Below are 19,380 nucleotides of genomic sequence, written 5' to 3'. Positions count from 1 at the left end.
CGCCTCGATTCTGCTTTAGCGCAGGATCAGCAAATAGGGCTCAAAAGGCCAAAAGCGAGCCGAAACGACCAATCGCAGCCAATGGAAGCCCGCTACCTAGAACCGGAAAAGGACTTCCTAGGTCGAACCCGCTTTAAACCTTGAAGTGAGCCATACGCTCATGTTGATCAGTGGCCAGGCGCTTTAATTTTTTGCTTATCTGGGCTGAGCCATCGGCACGATTGGTTAGATCCTCGGTTACCTCACGAATAGATGAAATACTCCGACTAACACCCTCAGAGACCACGCTCTGTTGTGCAGCTGCACTCGCGATCTGCAAGGTCATTTCATTGATTGTGGTCACTGCCTCCCGCACACGCTGGAGCACTTGGACAGTCTCGCTAGTCTCGGCAACGCCGCCTTGGGCCAGAAGATTATTTTTTTCCATGGCAGAGACCACAGATCCCGTACCAACCTGGATCAACTCAATGACGGTGCGAATTTCTTCTACCGAGGTTTGGGTATGTTGAGCGAGTGCCCTAACTTCATCGGCCACCACCGCGAAGCCTCTACCAGCCTCGCCCGCCCGTGCAGCTTCAATGGCGGCATTTAGCGCCAGTAGATTGGTCTGCTGGGCGATAGAACGGATTACCTCTAGCACGCTGCCAATCTTCTCACTATTGATGGAAAGCCGCCTGACCTCCTCCATGGAGGAGTTAGTACCCAATGCCAGATTCTCGATGGTACTAGAGCTTATCTTGACCCTTTGAAGCGCCTGCTCAGTAGCCATCTCAGCAGATTGAACAGCGTTGGCTGTTTTGGCCGCATTATCGGCGACCTCATGAGCGTTAGCACTCATCTCAACAGAGGCTGTCGCTACCTGCGCAATTTCCTTTAATTGTGCCCGCATACCCTCACTCGTATGCTGTGCATCTCTTGCTGTTTGGTCTGCCGTCGAGGTCGCCTCGTGAACCGAACTTTTCACTTCAGAAATAGCGGGTTGCAATCTATCCAGCAACTGGTTGAAACCTTTCACCAAATCACCTAACTCGTCATCAGCTTGATGAACCACACGCTTAGTTAGGTCTCCTTCACCACTTGCGATGTCCATCACCCTTTCAGAGATCAGAGTTATCGGACGCACCACCCCACGCGCAGTGAGCCACACCAATAAAAGAGCTATAGCACTGGCGCCCAACCCTAATAACAAATTTATAATGCTTGAATTCTGACTCTGGGCCAAAATCTCTTTATTCAGCAGTTGACTAGGCTGATAAATAACCCGCTCCGGCACCTCCACCAGAACTGCCCAAGGGGACGCACCTGGAATGGGTGAAAATGCTTTGACCATCCACAGGGCGCCATCGCTGCTGTCAACAAACTCGCGCCTAGTTGAGAGTGAGGATCGTACCTGCTGGGCTTGTTTCGGTAAGACTTGGTCAATGTTTTGGCTTAAGGCACTGTCCACCCCACTGCGCGAGGCCACTAAACCGCCAGGGCTAACTAAGGTTATCCGCCCACTCCCATCATAAAGAGCTTTGGCATCATTTTTTGCATAGTTCTGCAACTCGGACAGTGGTATGTCAAGTCCAACGACCGCCAAGACCTTATCATCCACTATCAAAGGAAGTATGAGAGATATGATTAGATGGGGCGTTCCGCTAAGCTCTTCGATGTAAGGATTAGAGATGCATGGTTTCAGGGTTTCCTTTGGGCAAGAGAACCATGTGTTGAACGGCGTTCCGTCCAACATTAGACTAGGATCGTCAATCAACGCCTCAGTCACTGCCATAGACTCGATTGAGCCATTACGCCTTACCCAATAACTTGAAAATCGGCCCGCATCTGTACTGGCAATTTCTGATCGATCTACGAACGAGGAATCCTTACCATCTAAGGAGTTTTTCTCGTACACCAAATATAGACCGATTATCTCCGGATTCAAAGATAGCGCTTGTCTCACTTCATGATGAAGACTTTCCCGCACAAAATCCGGGTTTGCGTTAAGTGCCTGAGCGAGCTTGACTGACTTAACAATTTGCTGTGCCAAGCTCTGCCCATAACCCAAAGACGTCTCAAAGAAATTCTCCACTGTGATAACTTCAGCGCTGGCTTCAGAGCTTAACAACTGGGCGGCAGACTTTTTATTCAAATCAGTAGTAGCACGCGAAACGGCTTGACCAATATTGTTGAACTGATAAAACGAAGTGCCCAGCAGTATCCATACAAGCCCTAACATACAGAAACTGACAAGCAACACAATTCTGATTTTTATAGGAAGTCGCACGGCCCGATCCTTTTTGATTTAATGGTGCATGCTGATTTAGCGGTGCTACAGGCGCGTCGGATAATTACAACGGTGTGCGGATCACGGATATTGTCTAAATGGCCAGAAACGAGGTTATCAACAGCGACGACGCTAAAGCGCGCCAATAGCTATGATTTATTCGTCCTCCCTACCCTTAACTCCGCGCCTTGGGCGCCAGTGGATGGCAATGCCCGTTGCAGTAAGGGCTGCGCAAATGGTGTAACCGATCCATTCGCCATCCATGGTGTTAACTTCTTCCAGCTTCATATTTGAGATGACCTGAAAGCTTGGCCTTTGCGACTCGGATGGCCCCAATGTACGCGCAAGCACGAGGTAATTACCCCCGCCGTATTGAACATGATGTGGTGTGGGCACGCCGGCGACCTTGGGCACGCTAATGCAGTGGTTGCCGAGCAGTTGCTTGCGCTTGGCTGAGGCATGCCCCGTTCGAAGTCGACTGCAGCCTGAAAGCAGGACGGTGGTCAGAGGTTTCTGAACCACCCACCGCCCTCACCGCTTATTACATCCGAATAAGCAGCTCATCAGCAGCTTGCAGGCCCGACCAATGTGCTTGGCCAACCGTGCTGTTGATCAGGTAGTCGCCAGCAAAAGCAACACGCTTGATCGGCGGCAGCTCCCGGAATGCTTTCAGGCGCTTAACAAAGCCGGTCTCGCGACGGCAAATAGCCAGATCGTTACGCTGCAGGTACTGATTCAAGAACTTGACGTTGCCGGCCTTCGGCTCAGCTTTTACAAAATCATCCCATGCTGCCTTGAGGATCTCTTCTTCCGGCATACCCAGAGTCGCCTTGCAGAAGTTACCCTTAAGCTCGCCGGTCACCAGGTACTTATTCTCTCCCTGGGGGTAGAAGTGAAGGTTTGATACCTTGCCGTAGCCTTCCACAGTTGGAAGCATGAGCGAGAGCGGAAGATCCTTCTCTTCGGTCTCAATCAGGTAGTAGGCGATGTGGTGGCCTACGTAGCCAGTGGTCGAGAGGAACTCGGAACGCTGTTTATCCAAGCCAGGCATGATACCCGGTACCAGTGGAGCAGGAATGGCCATAACCAGCACGTCAGCCTTCACTTCCTGCTTTTGATCACCATTCTGAAACTGCACCGTTACGCCGTCATCATCGTAATCGACTCGAGTTACCGAACTGTTGAGATGCAGATCTACGCCTGGGTCATTCTTGAAATTCTCTTCGAATGCATGGCTCAAGCCACCTACGCCGCGTTCGTGGAACGACCACCAGCTTTCACCCCACGACATGCCCGCCATCAGCCAGACCAACCAAGCTTTGGAGTAGTCCTCCTTCTCGTAACCGCAGAACATCTGCATGGTCGGCTCCAAGATCCAGTCAGCGAAACTCGGAGAAATAGCGTTGATGTAGTCGTAGGCTGTTTCAGTGTCGAGATCAGCCGCAGAAGTCAGGTCACGCGGATCGTTGCGTGGCAACTGCTTCGCAATTGTGGGCAGCATCAGCGCGAGCGAAGCTTTTTCTTTCCAGCCCAACAACGGGCTTTTGAGGATGTCCTTCGGAGACAGAGACTCCTGCTTTACTAATCCTTTCTGTGGGTGCATCACATACTGGGAGTGGCTAGCGGTGAGATCTTTTACAGTGTCATTCGAGTAGACGCCAAGCTCTTTAGCTTGAGCGATGAGGTTGTCTTCACTGCTTACGAATGCGAACGCACCGCGAATACGCCAGGCGCCTTCCCAAAAGAAGGTTCGGCAACGCCCGCCCAGGTCTTCTTCGCGCTCGATAATAGTTACCTCGGCACCCTGCTTACGCAGTTTCCAAGCAGCACCAAGGCCGGCGGCGCCACCACCAATAACAATTGCTTTCATATAGCACCCGCTATTCTTATTTGAGAATTAAAATAACCAAGGCCTTGATCCGGCCAGAAGTTACAAACTAGACGTCACCGTTATAGTGAAAAACTTTAACAATGGTTTTCTTAACTGAGTACAATCCGGAAAATCCTTTAGGGATGACATAAGAGTCACCCGCAAGCAAAATAACCTCCTCACCCCCTTTCGGCGTGATAATCAACTCGCCACTCACTACATAGCAAGTTTCTTCGCCTGGGCAATCTACGATTTCTTCGGTATATGGTTGAGCCTCCCATACACCAGTAATATATGCACCATCAGCACTCGAAGTAACCCACGCTGCCCGCTCAGATGGGTTTCCCTCAAGAATTTTCGCACCCATTTCTTCTAGCATATTGGAAGGTTCAAATGGAAAATTATCTTGCAACTTAATAGCCATACCATCACCTATTGAAGGCATAAATACTTACCTGCCACGAATCGTTTATAGACGTCGCAGATATTTTCGGAGAGGGTGACCGCCCAGCACCGTAAGACAAAATTATCCGCTCGTCTAAAAATAACGGTATAGCTCGTCTGGCCAGCTTCGGGCCTTAAAGGCCAAACGTCTGCCTTCACCTACCTTATCGCCGCGTTAGCTCAAAGTTCACCTGTTGGCTAATTTTGAGCAGACAAGACGCATCATTAATCAGCGCTAACCAGGGGAGGCATCGGCGACAAGTGCTCATGGCAAACCAACCAGAGCCCCTCTGCATTATCGCGCCTGAACACTATGGTTTCGCGATCTGAAGCGAGCACGACTTCGCCGTCGTACAAAAAGCTGGTGTAGACGTCGTGGATTATCACAGCAAACCCATCACCCATCGTCACATGACAATTCGAGGATTGGCAGTCAATAACCTTGAAGCCGTGCTCCTCACGAAGCCTCAGCCATGCGCGCTCAAAATCAGCCTTGCTGAAAAAAACCTCGGAAGATGTGTGCAGCAAAACGGTGGCATTGTCAGCAAAGCATTTAAAGTAGGGATATTGCTCATTAGTGCGGTAACCGTTAAGCAACTCGTCAAGCGCGTTGACTACAGAATTATCACTCATTGTTTTACCCGCTAGTGTTATTTAGTAATTACACCGGGAAGCACGCAGAGCATTTCGTACAGCAAGTTAGCCGCGAGCAAGGAAGTGTTGCCCGTAGTGTCATACGCTGGAGACACTTCAACTACATCGCAGCCGATCAAATCTAGGCCTTTACACCCACGAATGATCTCAATAGCTTGAATAGTTGTAAGGCCACCAATTTCTGGCGTACCTGTACCTGGCGCCCAGGCAGGGTCAATACCATCGATATCAAATGAAAGGTAAACGGGCCCACCACCTACCTTATCCCGAACCTCAGCCATTAAAGGCTCTAGAGACTTGTGCCAGCACTCCTCAGCCTGTACGACCCGGAATCCCTGGTTTCTGCTCCAATTGAAATCATCTGCGGTGTACCCTTGGGCTCGCAGACCTATCTGGACGACGCGATCACAATCTAACAGCCCTTCTTCAACTGCTCGGCGGAAAGTCGTACCGTGGGCAATTTTCTCGCCGAACATATGATCATTCACATCCGCGTGAGCATCAATGTGAACCAACCCAACTTTTCCATGCTTCTTCGCAATCGCTCTCAGGATCGGGAGCGTAATTGTATGATCGCCGCCGAGTGTAATAGGTAAAATCCCATAACCCAGAAACCTATCATATTTCTCTTCGATAATGCGAACAGCGTCAAGCAAGTTAAAGGTATTAATTGCAACATCGCCAACATCGGCAACATTTAGTGAGTCAAAAGGAGCAGCACCCGTTGCCATATTATAAGGGCGAATCATCACGGACTCCGCCCGGATTTCCCTCGGCCCAAAACGAGTACCTGGACGGAGTGAAGTACCAATATCCAATGGGACGCCCACAAAACCTACATCAAGCTCCGCAAGTTGATCCGGGCTTTGGATATGTGGCAGCCGAAGCATCGTGGCGATTCCGCCAAACCGTGGCATTTCGTTGCCACCAAGCGGCTGATGGAAGTTTTTGTGGTCGCTCATACTGCTCCTCAACACATAAATGGTTTTATATCATACAGATCAAAAAGTCTTACTGGCGCCGAGCAACAACCTAGGGCCACAGGACTCGTTATCAAGCAAATACGAGAAGCATTCGCTTTCTGATAAGTTTGTTCCGATATAGCTGGCAGAAAAATCAATACCGACAAATGCTTTTGTCAGCTTAACTTCCCATTCTCGATAAGAGTCCTTACCGCTTCCGCTGCTAGAGAAAAATGTCGGATCTTTATAGTCGGCAATACCATACCTAAGATCTAATTTCACGGCATAAGGCAAGGCGGACGTCTCGTATCCGACATAGTTGTAGGTTGTTGACTGATCTCCACCACTATCACTGGAGTAGTAACTTCCCAACTTAAATCCTTTATAGTTCAGAATTCCGTATGTCTCTGCCAGATTTAAGCTGGAAAGCCCAGGATACGTGTACTGCAGATAACCTATATCAAGTGACAAGGCATCAATAGGCTGCCAAAGATAGCCGGCATAGTAATCGGTTTCGTAATGCGTATCACCGAGCTCAGTATCAACGTTTGACGACCAAACTCCTGCGTATAGACCACTAGAGTGAGCCAGTACAACAGACCCCTGTACAGCAGGCTTTCTTTGGGTAATCGACAATCCTCGCGAGGTATATTCCGAAAATACTCCAGCGTTTACTACCAACTGGAATTCATCACTTAGCTCAATGGCGGTAGCTGACTGACTTACAGCAAAGATACTGAATGACGAAATCACAAAAGCCGAATGCTTCATATCAAACCTTTTTATGTTGTTGTTAAGGCAGAAAGAGTCATAAATATTTTGTGCAGCACTTATTACTAGCCGTCAGACTCTATTAGCGGTCTGATATGGCTGAGGACTTTCAAAAGATTGCAGCAGGTATTGGCGACAAATTGTTGCATACAAAAAGAGCCCAGTATCAATACCTTCTGGGCCCTATTTCTATCAGGCCGATAGAACGACGCTTTTTACTTCTTGGAAAGCAGCCAGGCCATAAGGGCCAAGCTCACGGCCCATACTGCTTGCTTTGTAGCCACCCCAAGACATGTTGGGGCTGACAATCTGGGGAGCATTGACCGTCACGTAACCTGCTTCTAAATCCTCCGTGAAGCGCTGAATACGAGACGCGTCAGATGTGACGATGGCCGCAGCCAAGCCGTATTCACTGTCATTGGCGATAGAAAGCGCTTCATCGTCATCTTCGAAACAGGTGAAGCAGAGAACTGGGCCGAATACTTCGCGATTCCAAATCTCCAGGCTGAAGTCTTGTACTTCAATCAGAGTTGGTGAGTAGAAGAGGCCCCTACCTCCTGCTGAATGCAGGCGCTCGCCTCCGATGATCGGCGTAAGGCCGTGAGCCTTTGCACGCTCAACCATCGCAGAAACGCGACTGAAATGATCCTTCGAAATCAGCGGGCCCATTTCTACCTCTTGATCGAATGGATTCCCAACTTTGAGAGTGCTGATTCGTTCAACTAATTTTCCGATGAACTCCTCACGAATACTCGATTGCACTAAAAGCCTTGAAGTCGCAGAACACATTTGGCCCGCATTGTAGAATCCCCCCGCAATAACTAACTCTACGGCTTCATCAACATTGGCGTCCTCAAAAACTATGATCGGGGATTTACCCCCTAGCTCAAGGCTCACATTCTTCACCTCTTCAGCAGATTCTTTGAGAATCAGCTTTCCAACCCTGTCACTACCGGTGAAGGAGATCTTACGCACCCTTGGATCAGAGGTTAGCGTTGGCCCTACCAGCTCGCCCCGGCCAACGATCATGTTCACAACGCCCGCTGGTAGTCCCACCTCCTCTATGATCGCCATGAGCTCAATCTCGGCGATTGGAGAATACTCAGAAGCTTTCACAACTACGGTGCACCCTGCTGCTAGGGCTGGAGCCAGCTTCCAGGCAGTAGTGACCATGGGAAAATTCCATGGAACAATGAGCGCTGCAACCCCGACAGGATCTCTGCGTATCAAGCCCTTGAAGCCAGGAACATTCAGGCCCGCAGAGACTTCTTCTTCGAGGGGCAAATTTCCGAGTAAATCAGCGTAGTAACGGAATGTGCCAATCACCGCCTCTACATCGAGCATGGCTTCCATGTGAGGTTTACCGCTGTTCTGAATCTGTACCGAGATCAGTTTTTCCCGATGCACCTCAACTCGCTCAGCGATTGCTCGAAGAAAATCAGCACGAACTAGCGCCGACGTTTTACGCCAGGATGAATAGGCACGGCTGGCAGCGTCGACCGCCCTCGAAGCATCAACCGGGCCTGCAAGTTGGAAAGTGGTGATGATCTCTTCTGTAACAGGACTTACAACTCCCCACACATCACCAGAACCACTGCTCCAACTGCCATCAATGAACGTACTCTGATACATAAATCACCCCAGCTAAACGAGTTGATAATAGCGCTCTTAAGACTCAATGCTCTTAGGTTAAAGAGGGAAGCCGACAAGTTTCATCAAGCCTATCCAGGCCTTGCGCCAACCGCCCTTCTCGTCCACACCTTCAACCGCAGCCATGGTGATTTTCGCGCCAAACCAACGAAATGGCTCAGGCGGAATATACCCAGAGGGTTTGGAGGCAATTGCCAGCTTTGCTTCTGGCGAGTTGTTATTGGCAAGCAACTTCAGGCCAATGGAGGCACCAAATCGTGTGCCTGCAACTCCGAATCCAGAATAGCCACCCGCGTAAACAACTTTGTTATTGAAATACTGGCGGAAGAACACGGAGTAGCGCATTGAGTAATCAATTGGGCCTCCCCACAAATGACTAATTTTCACGTCAGTGAGTTTTGGGAACGTTCTATAGAACGTCGTTACCAAGCTACGATACGTAGCGGGCCGAAAGTCCTCTGATGGATTTAATTTTCCATTAAAGTAGTAGCGAACACTCCCGCCGAAAATAATCCGATTGTCTTTCGTCAATCTCATATAGTTCAGCTGAGTTTTCGTATCGTAGATACCCTGACGATTCTCCCAGCCGATTCTGGCCAATTGCTCATCGGTCAGCGGCTCGGTAGCCAACACATGGTCGCGAAAAATGAGAATTCTTCGCTTAATGTCTTTCTGACCTGCATGCCATGCGTTGGTTGCTAAAAACACCTTTTGAGCATAAATATCTCCACGTTCAGTGGAAACCTGCATACCACCATCGTTCTCGAACAAATCCGTCATCTTCGAATTTTCGAAGATGCGCACGCCCAGTTTGATAGCAGCCGCCTTGAGGCCCCAGACCAATTTAGCCGGATGTATAATCCCGCTCTTATCTCGTGACCACATAGCTGCTAGGAAATTAGGCGACTTCAGCTGTGATAAAGTTTGTTGCCTATCAAGCATTACAACATTGTGCCCGTGCTTAAGATGCAACTCATACTCTTCATTAAGATCTGGAATATGAGCTGGATCGACAGCAACGGTCATCTCACCATTCCATTCAACATCAGCATCGATACCATAGCGCTCGAGAGCCTCTTTAAAGCCCTCAAGGTTTTCGTGTCCCATGCGCTCCAAAGTATCGACATCTTCAGGGAACACCCGAGCTTCATTGACCAAACCGTGGGTGACGGAGGTGGAAATGATACCGCCCGGTCGGCCCGACGCTCCAAAACCTACGACTCCGGCCTCCAGGATCACCACATCGAGTGATGGATTCTCTTCCTTGGCCAGAATTGCAGCCCACAGTCCCGTAAAACCTCCGCCGACGACAACCAAATTGGCCGTCGCTTTTCCTTCGAATGAAGCCTCAACTTTTGGCGCATTTTCACTATCCAGCCAGAATGGCCTGTACGTCGCACCAGAGAGTGCTTGATCTACAATCTCTTTCATAAAACTCACCGACAATATCGTTTACAGACTACGGAACTTAGCGTACCGCAATACTGCCTTTTGGGCGGGCGAACTTAGCAACCAGGATAGCAAGACAAGGTACCAAGCATAGCAACTGCATAATTAGACCGAACATCCCAAGTGGTTGAAAGCCACTATCCAAATTAAGTATGAATGCTGCAAGCAGAGGGCCAACTACCATACCGACAGAGTCGGCACCACCGACAGCAGCTGTTGTGCGACCAGAACTATCAATATGCGCCGAGTACATACGTACAAATGCAAGAATGAATATATATACAAAAGTCATTAGCACTACAATCGCGGAGAACATCCATGCAGATGAAGGATTAGCATAGTAGTAGGATGCAAATGCTGAAATCATACATGCGGTGATCACAGGTACAATCGTCTTAGATTTAGAATATACAAAGTTTGCAACCAGCGGTACGATCAATGTAGGGATGGACGAAAACGATCCTAAACGTCCCACCTCAGTTACAGACATTCCACTACTCGTGCCAATTTGCTCGAAATACAACCAAAGAGTATTTGACCCACAACTGGCGAGCACACCAACCAAAAACAGCGAAATACTCCGAACGTTAAGAAACGCAACCGCGTCTAACTTAGCTAATGACTCGCTAACCTTGAACTCGGGAATGAATGGTGCAAGTGGCAGACATACCACTGCGAAAGCGAGCATTACCCAGAAAACAGAGGCTGCTCCCAGATACGGCTGAAATTCAGGAATTAGAATAAATGAAACCAGGGAAAGTGCAGCTACAATGCCTGTACACCATGAAAGAAGCTTTGCGCCACCATTCATTTGAGCTAGACATGAGAACCCAACTCCCATGCATAGACCTTCACCTAAACCTACAATAGCTCTAGAAAACAAAAGCTCTGAATAGTTACTTAGATAAATCGTCCCCAACTGACCGAGACAAATCATCAAAACACTGATGATGCAAGTTTTATTCGGAGATAGAATTTTTAGAGCAAAAGAAACAGCGATTGACCCAAGTGCTATTAGCGAGATCTCAGCACTGGTAGCAAAGGTGGCCCTTCTCAAATCTAAAGCATGCGCCTCAATCATGGCGCTGAATATAAATGGCATTGCAAAAATCGACAAACTTGCAAGGCATGGGACAATCAATGCTGCAATTTTTTGCAACGGCCGAGCCGCATACTGACCGCTAGTAAATGCTGTCATCTCGAAGCCTCTTTTTATCAATTTTATTAGATGGCAGTGAGAAATCCATACTTTTAATGGACAGAGAAAAGATGATCCTTTCTTATTCTATTCGCTATAAGCTACTTGTTGCTAAATAGCATTCCACCATTATCTGGGTCGGTAAAACTAAGCTTTATTGCGAATGTCAACCGACCCGGGCGACTGCCATTCTGCGCCGCAAGGTTTTCGTAACAAACGGCTACAACGGCCAAGATCGGGCCCTGAAGGCCAATCGCGCGGCCGAATTTTGCATCAGAAACCACTCGTTTGAGTGATGTTCTTGCTGCGTAACGGGAACCACGAAGAGCCTCTAGGCCGCTATATCGAAGGCTCAGGGGCCTCTAGATTCGAAGGCGAGTTTACCCTCTGAAGATTTTCGGCGAATGGCCCGACCAGCGTCTGAATGCGCGACGCAGACCCGCGCCATCACTGAAACCAAGGTTCTCGGCGATGCTTTCGATGTTCATGTCCGAGTTTCTCAGCAGCTCTTTCGCCTTGAGGAATCGAAGTTCATCAAGCAAGGCTCGGTAGCTCGTGTTCTGAAGCTGCATTTGCCGACGCAGCGTCCGAGGTGAGCAGTGCATCATGTGGCCAAGCTCATTTAGTGACGGCGGATGCAGTAAGTTGGTAGAGATTAGGCCCCGGAGTCGCTCTAACCATTCCCGGTTAGCCGCGAGCTCTCGATTCTGCGAATAGCAATGCTCCAACACATTCTCATGACACAAAGTGTCGGAAAGCCTCAGCTTCCGACTCAAAAGCACCGCTGGGAACGACATTTTAGTTTGCTGCTGCTCAAACGCGACGTCCGTACCGAAGCCAACCCGGTATGCCTCTTTCACTTCATCACTTGCAGAATATGCAAGATGTACAGTGGAAAGCTTTATTTCCTCGTAAAGCATATCTTCCATCATGGATTTGAATGCACTTAAACATATTTCAGACAAACAATGCTCTAACGACTCAGGCGCGCGGCAATTTTCAATTATCAGATATGCCGTACCTTCGTCATGCTCCAATCTAATATCAAAGTATGTTCCCAGCAGAGCAGGCAAACGCAACGGTACTTCAAGCCCCTCCCCTAATGTAGGGGCAGTCAGCATCGCGTAGCCGAGCAAACCCACAGCAGAAAGCCTGACTTCTAAGCCTATCTCGATACCTAACACAGGAGTATCTGCCTCTTTCAAGGCATTATTTAAAACCGTTTGTTCTTGCCAGAGGTTTAACATCCGAGAAGGGAGATCAATATCCTTGGCTACCAGCCCACTGTGTGCCAGGAGAGCATCCAGAGCGACACCGCGCGTCATCAAATACCTCACCACACGTGCCGTCGTGTGAATAGGCGTCAACGATTCAGCCTTCTTAGAATAGATACTCACGGACTGCCTCCATTAGGCTGGCTGGACGATAATACGCCCTTAAGGTACAGGATGTAGTGATGACTTGTTATGACTTCGACTCTCGAGAAGTCGATGTCCTGTAGCTTCTTTCTGGCATCTGTTTATCCCCGCTTAGGCCTAAGCCATTGCATTTGAGCTTAGCCATGAAAAGTCATCAATCCTCTCACAAATCAGGCCGAAGACGGCACCGTATGCGTTTAGAGCATAACTTCTTCAAATGAGGTACTGAATGCGTAAGCTGACTATCATCGGATTCAATACTCCTTTATGAGCTACAAAAAAGGCCCTCGCGGGCCTTTTTTGTACTCAAACCAAAATCACTTGATTAGCCAAGACTCGACTTTGTCGGAACCGTATTTCGTTTTCCATTCCTTCAAAATTTTGTGGTTGCCGCCTTTGGTTTCCACCACTTCGCCGGACTCAGGGTTTTTGTAGACCTTCACCTCCCGGGGCTTGCGCGTGCTCGATTGCAGCTGGGAAGTCGGAGCACGACGACCGGCTTGGGGATCAAGCAGGTTGATGATGTCTTTCAAGCTATAGCCATACTTAGCAAGCAAGGCGCGAAGCTTGGTTTCAAATTCAATTTCCTGCTTTAGGCCAGCATCACCTTTGAGAGCTTCGAGCGCTTGTAGCTGTTCGGCGAGGTGTTTTTCGAGTTGGCGGAATTCTGCGAGCTTGGACATGGTGGATCTCACGTAGTTAGTCGCCTAACAATACACCAAATCCTGCAATTCGATTAAGAGCAGCGATTCCGGTGAAATGCAAACGTTGCTGCAGTTCCACTCTGTAAAGCATGCGGGCCTAGGTTTGCCGCTTGACTCATGCGTTTTCCGCTGAGAGCGGTGAATTGAGGTCGATGTCAACCTGACCAACCAGGGAATTGATGCGAGCGACCAAACACATCTCCACTGACAGTATTCGCTCCGGATGCTCATCCATCTCAGTCGCCAATAATTCGAGAGTTCGGGATGTGGAGAGATGGGCTTCCATCGGTTCAGTAAGTGACGCCGAGCTCTTACCCTGAACGTGGTTCGCGGACGTGATGTAGGAGATACGAGGGCTATTCATGGTCAAACCTTATCTGTTGCTCGACATCACAGCAAGTGCGGGAGCTTCCTGGCGGCATGTCGCTCAGGAGCCTAGACAGAACCGTTTCAAAGCCGAAAATTATCGCTCAGCAATAATTATGGCTTAGCCATAATTTGGAATAATTCGGTTCCCGACTTTTCGATCGGTCTTGTCATTGCCACCGTCGCCTCACTTGCAGCACACCGTCCACAGCTGATCAACCCGCGCCGTATAGCTCTAGCTCATCATCTCGCGAGGCATCACTCAGTCTGGATCTGTGGGCACACTGGCAACACGCAATGTCCACCTGCCCCACCTCCCAGTTTTTACATCCAACACTCTCATGACTTTCTCGGTAGCTTTGGGAAGGTCGTCGGTGTATTCACCCTTCGGACATAGGTTTACAAGGAGAACCTCTGCCTTGCTGTATTTAAAACCTGGTCGAAAGATCCTATCCACCGCCTCTACTGCAGCCTTGGTCATCAATCGCACATCGTCAATTGGCTATGCAAAAGCGGTTACCCATTTCGTCCGGGAAACATTCCTTTCTGTTCCAAGGCCTTAGTGCCAACGTTCGGAAGGTATTGACGTGACGCTTATCCAAGGCTCAGTAGCTGCTCGATGCGCCTATCGCCAAAACGTAACGGAACGGGCATTGTTTGGGCTTTGATCGAACGCTAGAGAGCGATGACTATGAATGACATCAGCATTGATCGATACGCGCCAGGCGACGAGAAAGATGTAATGACTTTGATCGTGCCTATCCAACGTGAGGAGTTCGGAATTGAAATTTCCGCTGAGGATCAACCAGACTTAATGCAAATCAAGTCGTTCTACCAGACCGGTACAGGTGACTTTTGGTTAGCCCGGAGACAGGGTGAAGTGATCGGAACGATTGGTCTGAAGGACATTGGTAATGGCGAAGTCGCTTTGCGCAAGATGTTCGTTGCAGCGCCTTGGCGAGGGCGCGAATTTGGTGTAGCCAGACAGATGCTTGAAATCCTAATTGAAGCCTCGAAAGAGCGTGGCGTAAAACGGATTTATTTAGGTACCACGGAGAGGTTTCTAGCTGCTCATCGCTTCTATGAAAAGCACGGCTTCAAGCTGATAGGCCAGCAGGATCTACCAGCCAGTTTTCCTTTGATGGTGGTCGATAGGCGCTTTTACGCGTTGGTATTGTAAGCCTTCTGGCACAGGATCGGCGTAATGACTGTCAATGCAGCCACCCCGGCCCATTCACCGATCTAACAGTGTGCCTGCCACCAGTCCAGCCATGATGCAGTCGCTTCTTCGCGTAAGCGCCTAGCTTTTTGGCTTGGATGCTCCAAACAGAACAAAGGCCTCAACCTCGCTTGCAACAGCGGGGTTAATTGGTCGTAGCTGTGGGAGATCAAATGGGCTTGGCGTGCGACATGGCTTAACCGCTCGGGCAGTCATGGCTCTGCCGTTGTGAGTGAACGCGGAGCTGTCAGTCGTCGCTCCAAGGGTCGAATCTGTCCCCGTACTTGGCGTGCAGGGCGCGATGGCGGTTGATCCGCCAGATCCACGGATCATAGTCATGGGGCAACGCGGCGAGCTTCGCGCTGATGATCATTTGCACTGTTTCGTCGCGCAACAACCGGCTGGTCAAATCGCGGCACTCACCCAGCGTAGTAGCTCCATGTATGACGTAATTTTCTTTCACATAGAGGTCGGTCATACCCACCCGCATATGACCGTACTCCTTCACGTCATCGGGGTAAATGTCCTCCAAGCTGAGGTGTCCCATATCGTGCTCCAGAGAAAAATTATCGCTGGAGAGCACTGTATGTACCTTCCAACTGATGTTCAGGACGCGAGGGTTTGGCGTGGGCCATCAATGAAATCGCCCCTTCGCGCCAGCGCCTAAAAACCTAGCTAAAGACAGGCTATATAGTGTGCGCATGATAGCCTCCAGTCAGATATCACTGTTGTGAGACCCTGCATTGAGCACACTCAACGAACCTAACGATTTCGAAAAACTGATCAGCGCACCAAAATTTTCGGACGATGATACTGGTCGCCGACAAAAGCAGCGGTGGCAACTCATCGCTGGTGACATCTACAAAAGCACTTCCATTGAAGCCTTACTCGAAGCCAGAGGCAAAGCTGAGGGCTACATCCATGGGTTGGTGGATGCCGGGCACCTGTCGACGAAAGATACCGACCGGGATTATCTGATCTTGTGCATAGTGCAAAGGCGGCGCGAGTTGTTGCAGAAACTGCTGAACGAGTTCGGCTACTGAGCCCAGTCTTTAGCCTCGTGACAGTGGGAGATAGGTGAGGGATCACGAAGTAGAGCTAACAATGAAGAGCTCCGATTGCGGTCGGGGCTCTTTGGTTGAATGCTCAGATGCGCTCGCCGGTGCTCAAAAACTTAAGAAAGGTTCCACGTCCAACGCCTCGCAAAAAGCTACCAATGACGTAATTGCCATCTCGTGCTTCAAGCAGCCAGAAACGCCCTTCTTTCCGTACGGTGTGAATTTTTCCCGTTCGAAGGATGGCGCCATCTGCCTTGCTGTATCCCTCGTGTCTCTCTGCGTGATCAAAAGAAACACCTGCACACGTATCCTCAGCGATAAAAGCGTCACTGATAAAAGCGGTAATCGGCACGCTGTACTTTCGATGGCTCGCTCGCACCAATCGACCCAACTGAAAGTCACTCACATCCTTACCGTGGATCTCGACTGCAATTTCTTCAGGCATCCGGCCATAGCTCCAAATCGACTCAATATTTGTTGTGCGACGTCACCGCTCACCCGACGGACATCGAAAATGCGGCAGCTACGCTTGCTACTTTTCTTTGGCCAGCTGCAAGGAGCAGGTAAACCGTATTTTTGGTTTCAAACATGCAGCTTTCCGTGAAGGATTGTCCAAAGTTGCTGCGCACCCACATGCTCGGCTCGAATCGGCCCTTGCTGTCCAAGACTACCTCATGGGCGAAAAGCGTCATGGGAAGCAGACCGAGATTCGTGAGCTTTTCGCCTTCATCTGGCGTTACGGTGAGGTCGATCAAAATCCACTGCCGCACGACGCAAAATGCTTTGCCAGGGAACGCCTTTGCCGTTGAGGAAATCAGGTCTTCTTGAGAGCCTTGCCAGCCAAGAACTTCTTCCCCCGCGCCGTAAAAGAGTTTCGAGATTTCTTCCAACGTCACCATCAAAAATCCTCCATCTCGTCGAACCTGGTCAACCATGTGAGCTTGCCATCTACCAGCCCTGGCATCAAAGCTCGATCAAAAAATCAGGATTGAACCCAGTGTTCTGCCCAGGGTAACCGCGAGGATTTGAAACCACATGGCATCCACATTTGGTGAAGTTTGCTGCTACGTGAGTGTGCCCATAGACCCAAAGATCGGCCATACCTAGAAGCTCCGGCCAGTCATTGGCATAGGCTGCAATCAGTTTTTAGGATGGTCATCGCCCACGTGATCCAAGGCAGGAGCATGGTGCGTGACTACAACAGTCTTGCCGTCGAATGGCTTTTCCAACTCTTGAGTTAGCCAGGTATAGGCAGCCCTGGATTTGCCGATTAAGTCATCCGGGGACAGACGTCGATAGCTCTCATCCGCTCTAATCACGGCGAAGTCATTCATGCATTCCCAGGCAGCACGTTTTGAAGCAACGGCATCGCCGGTTGACGAATAGTCCGTCCATGCTGTCGTAACCAAGAAACGAGTTTGATCAAGAATCAGCACTTCGTTTCGAGTACATTGACATGGGGCGTTGCCGCTTCTTTCATCTTAAGCAGCGTGTGATCGAGATGGCCACCGTAAAACTCGTGATTGCCACATACATAGATCACAGGACACTGGAACACATCGTTGGCCCAACTAACGCCCCGTGATTTGATATCGATATCACCGGCGAGAATCACTACGTCCGCTTCGCCTGGAGTGTGCTCCAAGGGAGCGAACTCGATGTGTAGATCTGAATAGATTTGTAGCTTCATCAAAGTCACCTGCTATTCAGTGCTCGGCACATTCCTGAACTGGTGAATGAGCACTCTTCGTATCCTCGTAGATTGTTCGAGTGTTGGTGAGCAAACTGACATCGAGACAATTGTGAGCGCTGCTGTACACAGCTCCGCTAGCGACCTTGTGAAGCAGAACGCGCCCTCCATTTTGGTCGTAACCAACCACCAGACTGGTCAACGTCTCCATGCGGTCAGAAGTAGTTCCATTCACATAGGGCGCGGTCACAACCTGCACCTCTTCGATCATTTGATCTGGACTCCGCAGCGAAAGTAAGTGCTCCAGAACGGAGGCGTCTGCTGGCATACACCATTTAGGCCAAGATCGGCCTCCGTCACGAATCCGCCAGCGGACGTGGTACCAAGGAACCTCCAATTCGCGCTCGACCATTCGCCAAGCCGATTGGCCTGGCCCTGGGAATCCAGGCGGGCCAATCGAAAAAGTTTTATCTGAAATAAACATGACGCGGGGTTCCTCGTAGCACGGTGCAGCAGTTCGAAATACGGTGGGCTGGGTAAAAATTTTGTCACGTGAAGATGGGGTTGGTGATTACCAGCTCATCACCTCTCTCAAGCTGTGCAACCTGAATTCAGGCAGATCTATCCCCCCCAACGTTCTGACAATTTATGGCTATTGTTTAGTAGGACGATTCGGATTTTGGTGCTGATGCTTAGGGTAGTTACCGGTAGTGGCAACCGGCCTTGCAGGCTTCACCGGCACTGAAGTGATTGAAGCAACGCTGGTTGAAATCGTAAACCGCACCAACCAAATCCCACTTAGATAAATATATAGATTTGAATGGGATTACGCAAACGCGGCATACCGTCCTGCTTTAGAAGGGGAGTCAGGATGTTGCTTCGCAAGGCGTACGCAGCAGTGCTACAGCTATTGAGGGCTCGACAGGGTCTCTCACAGCACGACATTGCGACGACCGTAACGCAGTCTCATGTGAGCCAACTCGAAGCGGTCAAAACGTCGGCAACATTGGAAGTCAGCCAAGAGCTAGCCGAAGCTCTGCATCTGCATGCCGTATCGTTACTAACACTCGTTCATGCAGCCCAAGACCAAAGAACAGCTCGGGAAATTCTGCAGATAGCTCTGGAGGAGTTGGACGCAATTGAACTGCTGGATGCTTCTCTCCCTATTCAGCCTGAAAAGCTGTCCCATCCGCAGACGGTAGCAGCGGAGAAAAAATGGGAAGCAGTCCAGGTGCTGAAAAAAGAAGGGCGTAGCCAAGCTGAGGTTGTAGAGATTTTGGGACTTCCGAAATCAACAGTCGGGCGGCTTTGGCACAAGAAAAATTCGTAGGGACAAATACCCTATCCCACCAAATGAAGTTCAGTGGTTACATCCACAACGTGCCTTCAGGCCACATTGTGTTGGCGCCTCGCTTCTCATCCACTTAATTTTTTGAAGTCTTCCACCTTTAGCACAGCCATAAGATCTCTGCTTGGGGCCGTAGAGAAGCCGTGTGTTAGAAGCTCGCAGCTTCGCTTTTGTCGGGCAGCAGGCCCGTCCGAAACCCGAGGGCAAGCTAGCTGGACTTAGACTGCTTTCAAACTTGTCCATTTCAGCTCCCCAATTGATGGACAATCGATCATCAACATAAGTAATTGATTTTAAACGCTATTTAATCTGT

At 49.7% G+C, this 19,380-nt stretch carries 18 protein-coding genes and 3 pseudogenes; 3 read left to right on the top strand and 18 right to left on the bottom strand.

Annotated elements, in window-relative coordinates; translation table 11 throughout:
• Positions 1-133: 133 nt before the first annotated feature.
• The 14 genes and pseudogenes from ACYZT1_RS07795 to ACYZT1_RS07730 all read right to left on the bottom strand — a co-directional run.
• Positions 134-889 (bottom strand): methyl-accepting chemotaxis protein, encoded by a 756-nt coding sequence (locus ACYZT1_RS07795; RefSeq protein WP_462019206.1) that lies wholly within the window; start codon positions 887-889, stop codon positions 134-136.
• A gap of 102 nt (positions 890-991) precedes the next feature.
• Positions 992-2,218: pseudogene (locus ACYZT1_RS07790) on the bottom strand (cache domain-containing protein); the annotation flags it as partial.
• 589 nt (positions 2,219-2,807) lie between these two features.
• Positions 2,808-4,136, bottom strand: coding sequence for an FAD-dependent oxidoreductase (locus ACYZT1_RS07785; RefSeq protein ID WP_462018409.1), 1,329 nt, complete (start codon positions 4,134-4,136; stop codon positions 2,808-2,810).
• A gap of 67 nt (positions 4,137-4,203) precedes the next feature.
• Positions 4,204-4,560, bottom strand: a complete 357-nt coding sequence (locus ACYZT1_RS07780; protein ID WP_462018408.1) for a cupin domain-containing protein — start codon at positions 4,558-4,560, stop codon at positions 4,204-4,206.
• A 245-nt stretch (positions 4,561-4,805) separates the two neighbouring features.
• A complete protein-coding gene (locus tag ACYZT1_RS07775) occupies positions 4,806-5,213 on the bottom strand; it encodes a YybH family protein (RefSeq protein WP_462018407.1) in 408 nt (135 codons plus the stop codon).
• A 17-nt stretch (positions 5,214-5,230) separates the two neighbouring features.
• The gene (gene speB / locus ACYZT1_RS07770; RefSeq protein WP_462018406.1) at positions 5,231-6,196 is read right to left on the bottom strand and encodes an agmatinase; all 966 of its coding nucleotides are present in this window, start codon (positions 6,194-6,196) and stop codon (positions 5,231-5,233) included.
• A gap of 39 nt (positions 6,197-6,235) precedes the next feature.
• Positions 6,236-6,967: a TorF family putative porin gene (locus ACYZT1_RS07765; protein WP_462018405.1), complete on the bottom strand. Its 732-nt coding sequence runs from the start codon at positions 6,965-6,967 to the stop codon at positions 6,236-6,238.
• A gap of 192 nt (positions 6,968-7,159) precedes the next feature.
• Positions 7,160-8,599, bottom strand: coding sequence for an aldehyde dehydrogenase family protein (locus tag ACYZT1_RS07760; protein ID WP_462018404.1), 1,440 nt, complete (start codon positions 8,597-8,599; stop codon positions 7,160-7,162).
• A gap of 57 nt (positions 8,600-8,656) precedes the next feature.
• Positions 8,657-10,048: an NAD(P)/FAD-dependent oxidoreductase gene (locus ACYZT1_RS07755; RefSeq protein WP_462018403.1), complete on the bottom strand. Its 1,392-nt coding sequence runs from the start codon at positions 10,046-10,048 to the stop codon at positions 8,657-8,659.
• A gap of 37 nt (positions 10,049-10,085) precedes the next feature.
• Entirely contained in the window at positions 10,086-11,264 is a 1,179-nt protein-coding gene (locus ACYZT1_RS07750; protein ID WP_462018402.1) for an MFS transporter, read from the bottom strand.
• A 380-nt stretch (positions 11,265-11,644) separates the two neighbouring features.
• On the bottom strand, positions 11,645-12,661 hold the full coding sequence (locus tag ACYZT1_RS07745; RefSeq protein ID WP_462018401.1) for an AraC family transcriptional regulator: 1,017 nt from the start codon (positions 12,659-12,661) through the stop codon (positions 11,645-11,647).
• A gap of 338 nt (positions 12,662-12,999) precedes the next feature.
• The gene (locus ACYZT1_RS07740) at positions 13,000-13,365 is read right to left on the bottom strand and encodes a histone-like nucleoid-structuring protein, MvaT/MvaU family (protein WP_462018400.1); all 366 of its coding nucleotides are present in this window, start codon (positions 13,363-13,365) and stop codon (positions 13,000-13,002) included.
• A 136-nt stretch (positions 13,366-13,501) separates the two neighbouring features.
• A complete protein-coding gene (locus ACYZT1_RS07735; RefSeq protein WP_462019205.1) occupies positions 13,502-13,672 on the bottom strand; it encodes a type II toxin-antitoxin system PrlF family antitoxin in 171 nt (56 codons plus the stop codon).
• Between the two features lie 315 nt (positions 13,673-13,987).
• Positions 13,988-14,254: pseudogene (locus ACYZT1_RS07730) on the bottom strand (DNA polymerase V subunit UmuC); the annotation flags it as partial.
• Between the two features lie 183 nt (positions 14,255-14,437).
• Between ACYZT1_RS07730 and ACYZT1_RS07725 the strand changes: the two are divergent.
• Positions 14,438-14,932, top strand: coding sequence for a GNAT family N-acetyltransferase (locus tag ACYZT1_RS07725; protein WP_462018399.1), 495 nt, complete (start codon positions 14,438-14,440; stop codon positions 14,930-14,932).
• A 286-nt stretch (positions 14,933-15,218) separates the two neighbouring features.
• Here the strand turns inward: ACYZT1_RS07725 and ACYZT1_RS07720 are convergent, their stop codons facing one another.
• Entirely contained in the window at positions 15,219-15,554 is a 336-nt protein-coding gene (locus tag ACYZT1_RS07720) for a hypothetical protein (protein ID WP_462018398.1), read from the bottom strand.
• 160 nt (positions 15,555-15,714) lie between these two features.
• Here ACYZT1_RS07720 and ACYZT1_RS07715 point away from each other — a divergent pair, with 160 nt between their 5' ends.
• On the top strand, positions 15,715-16,014 hold the full coding sequence (locus tag ACYZT1_RS07715; RefSeq protein ID WP_462018397.1) for a hypothetical protein: 300 nt from the start codon (positions 15,715-15,717) through the stop codon (positions 16,012-16,014).
• 103 nt (positions 16,015-16,117) lie between these two features.
• On the opposite strand, the gene ACYZT1_RS07710 is transcribed toward ACYZT1_RS07715, so the two are convergent.
• From ACYZT1_RS07710 to ACYZT1_RS07700, 3 genes and pseudogenes are all read right to left on the bottom strand, one after another.
• Positions 16,118-16,474 (bottom strand): hypothetical protein, encoded by a 357-nt coding sequence (locus ACYZT1_RS07710; RefSeq protein WP_462018396.1) that lies wholly within the window; start codon positions 16,472-16,474, stop codon positions 16,118-16,120.
• 49 nt (positions 16,475-16,523) lie between these two features.
• Positions 16,524-16,928: a DUF6957 family protein gene (locus ACYZT1_RS07705; protein ID WP_462018395.1), complete on the bottom strand. Its 405-nt coding sequence runs from the start codon at positions 16,926-16,928 to the stop codon at positions 16,524-16,526.
• 64 nt (positions 16,929-16,992) lie between these two features.
• Positions 16,993-17,719: pseudogene (locus ACYZT1_RS07700) on the bottom strand (metallophosphoesterase family protein).
• 820 nt (positions 17,720-18,539) lie between these two features.
• On the opposite strand from ACYZT1_RS07700, the gene ACYZT1_RS07695 reads away from it, so the two are divergent.
• A complete protein-coding gene (locus tag ACYZT1_RS07695; protein ID WP_462018394.1) occupies positions 18,540-19,049 on the top strand; it encodes a helix-turn-helix domain-containing protein in 510 nt (169 codons plus the stop codon).
• The last annotated feature ends 331 nt before the right edge of the window (positions 19,050-19,380 follow it).

Source organism: Pseudomonas sp. PB3P13, assembly GCF_054897735.1.
This window is presented reverse-complemented; position numbering and strand designations above follow the sequence as displayed.